Source organism: Acidobacteriota bacterium (assembly GCA_009838525.1).
Classification (GTDB): Bacteria; Acidobacteriota; Vicinamibacteria; order Vicinamibacterales; family UBA8438; genus VXRJ01.
In genome coordinates this window covers 1-3,083 of the sequence record VXRJ01000017.1, presented here as the reverse complement: position 1 = coordinate 3,083, position 3,083 = coordinate 1, and the positions used below count along the sequence as shown (strand labels likewise).

2 protein-coding genes are annotated in these 3,083 nt (G+C 62.4%); one reads left to right on the top strand and one right to left on the bottom strand.

The annotated features are described in order from the left end of the window. On the bottom strand, positions 1–955 hold a 955-nt coding region (locus F4Y45_05835; protein MXY24028.1), incomplete at its 3' end, for a recombinase family protein. An 824-nt stretch (positions 956–1,779) separates the two neighbouring features. Here F4Y45_05835 and F4Y45_05830 point away from each other — a divergent pair. After that, complete coding sequence (locus F4Y45_05830) at positions 1,780–2,787, top strand: hypothetical protein (protein MXY24027.1); 1,008 nt, start codon at positions 1,780–1,782, stop codon at positions 2,785–2,787. Positions 2,788–3,083: the final 296 nt, after the last annotated feature.

Here is a 3,083-nt window from a genome sequence, read left to right as displayed (position 1 = left end):
GGCCGCCCTTGGCCTCGGCCGCCGACATGCTCACGCCGCAGGGCTCGCAGCCGACCAGGCCCGAGAGCAGGTAGGGGCTGGAGACGCGCCGCGGGTTCGATTTCTTGGGCGCGCGCGACTTGAGCAGCCGCTGTACGTACTGGAACTCTTCGCGCGTCACGATGGCCGGGAAGGCGTCCTCGACCCGCACCGGCTCCGAACCGTCTTTGGCGTTGTGACCCCACACCAACGTGCCGGTGTAGGCCTCGTTGCTCAGCAGCCGGTGCACGGTGGTCTTGAGCCAGGGCTTGCCCGTGGTCGTGGGGATGCCGTCGGCGTTGAGCGTGCGGGTGATGTCGAGCACGCTCTGACCGGCCGAGGCCATCTCGAAAATGCGCCGCACGACCTCGTCCACAGGCGGATTGAGCACGAGGGTGGGACGCTCCTTGCCGCCGTCGGCGACCTTGACCCGTTTGTAACCGTAGGGCGGCCGGCTGGCCACCCAGAAGCCTCTTGAGGCGGCCTCGCGCATGCCGCGCGTGACCTCTTGGGCCAGGTTCTCGGAGTAGAACTCGTCGACCGACTCGATGATCGCCTCCATCAGCTTGCCGGTCGGGGTGTCGTCGGCGTGCTCGGTGATCGAGGTGACCCGAATGCCGCGCCGGCGCAGCATCGACTTGAAGGCGACGGCGTGCTCGCGCTTGCGGGTGAAGCGCGAGAACTTCCAGACCAGGATCTCCTGGAAGGGAGACTCGGTCTCGGAGGCCTCGTCCAGCATCTTGCGGAACTGTGGCCGGTCGGCGACGCGGCCCGACTCGGCTTCGTCGATGTACTCGCGGGCGACGACGTAGCCGTTGCGCTCGGCGTAGTCGCGCAGGGCGCGCAGCTGGGCGGCGACTGAGAGATCGACATCCTGGCGGTCCGACGAGACGCGGGCGTAGAGCGCGACCGGGGTCATGGGCTGTGGTTGCTGCATCTGGCGCTCCCTTTACGGCTATTGCGTTGCGTCTGGGTCCATGTTCGAAACAGCGTAGCCAATCCGGACGGCGTTGACACCGACGCGGGCGTCGGATCATCGCGATTCTCGGGCACAGGAAGTCGGCGTACACGCCTGGGATCGAAGACTCTTGGCGCTTCACCGACGGTCGTCGGACCACCGCGCGGATGCTGTGCTCCACGTCCCAAGAGATCGGCTGTCGGAGAGTTATCGACGTCGACCTCGTCCGACACAGTGATCCAGATGACAAGGTCAACAGAGTCGCCAACGTCGGATGCAAGCCCTTGACCTATCAAGCGCGAGACACCGTGACGACGCTGTTCACCGCGACATACGGCCGACTTCAGTCCACTTCCAGCCGTCTCGGCTTGAACGCAGTGGACGATCTCCACTGTATCTTCCTCCCGCACTCAGTGCTGGCGTGCCGGTCGAACCTCTCCTCCTCTCGTTTGCCACAAGCAGCACAGCCGCTTCTGTCAATAGAAAAGCGGAGCTGACCTGCGCCAGGCGCGGACCAGAGATCGGCCAAGCCAGGTCGGACTCGACGTGAGGTCGGAGTCAATCGCAGAGCACCGCAATACAATCCTCGCTGGTCGGGTACTTCGGATTGTGCGCAAATGGGATCACGTGGGATCGCGAACTGCAACATGTGGGGCGAGGTTGTGACACAATGGCGTTCGTCCGCTCCACCTCGGGTCCGAGCTGCTGAAACGACGGCGACTAGCCAGGTGAGCGAATGGTCGTGATCCGCTGCTCCGACCTATCCTGGAGCTGATTCGACCACCTCCGTCGAAGGATAGCCGGTGTCTGACAGTTCTGGCGAGTTCATCCTGCACCCGATCTTGACCGTGGTCCGTCTCTCACTGGAAGACGTGCTATCGAAGATTCGCGTGCCTCCGCTCCCTGCTCGAAGCCCAGACCAGCTTCAGGCCGGCGGGACTCTGACGGAGGTCACGGATGCGCAGGCGTACATAGCTAACTCGCTGCCGGTGGGCGTGTGGGGACAGTGCATGGTCGGTATAGATTTCATGCAGGGCCTAAAGGCAACGATTTCCTCGGACACATACTTCTCAGCGCACGCACTCGCCAGATCGGCCCTTGAGTCATTTGCATTCGGATTCTGGATCTGCGACGACAGGCTGAACACCAACGAGAGGTATCACCGAGCGCTGTTGCTGCACCGCACACAGATTGCCGAGGAGCAAAGGCGGGTGTTGCGCGGAGTGAAGGCGACTCAGGCCAATCAAGTTAAGAGATACGAGAGAGCCTTCGCCGATCGACTCAGGTTGATTGACGCGGGCATCACCCACTTCGCTCGGGAACTGGCTCAACAGGGAATCTCTTATCCCGCCCGTGTGCCCTCCAAGACCGAAGTCGTCCAGAACGTCATCAGAGACATCTCTCCCATCCCCCACGCCATATATGGCACCTTGAGCGCCGTGGTTCATGGTGATCCGATCTTCGCGTACGGATTGATGTCTCCGCACACGGATCCAGGACGTCCTTCGGGTCCTGATGGATCGGTGCGTTTGTCCACGACAATCACCAATCACCTGACACCTGCTTGGCATGCCATCTCCTCAATGTGCATATGTCTAGGCGTGGCCAGTTTGGTCCTGAAGATCGAGGGTGACATGGGTGCAATGACTGCATTAGCCAAGGACGTCATGGGGTTCATCGCCCACAATGGCGACGAACCGCTCTGGTTTCGCGCCAATGCTCCGGTAAGCGATGAGCAACTGCATTCTCTCGATTGGTACCTAGAGGAGAAGGGCATCGCGCCGGATTCAATTGGGTTGGCGCGACCCTGACAGAATCGCTGCTCAGTAGGAGCGACAAACTCGCTGCTCTTCGACAGTCACTGCACGAGTTTAGGGCGATCAATACACGATGTTCGGCGCCGAAACACGCGCCCGGCCCGCGCCCATCGGCGGGAGCGGCCGCGCCGACGGTCCGGGCGGTTGCTGCAACATTTGTCCCGCGCTTGGCAAGGGAGCCCTGACAGGGGTTGAGACACTGCAATCGAGCGGCATCCGGGATGGCGCTCGATGCGGCGGCGGTATCCAGCGCTGGGTTTCGTGCTGGCAAGAGGCGGCGGGCGGGGTGG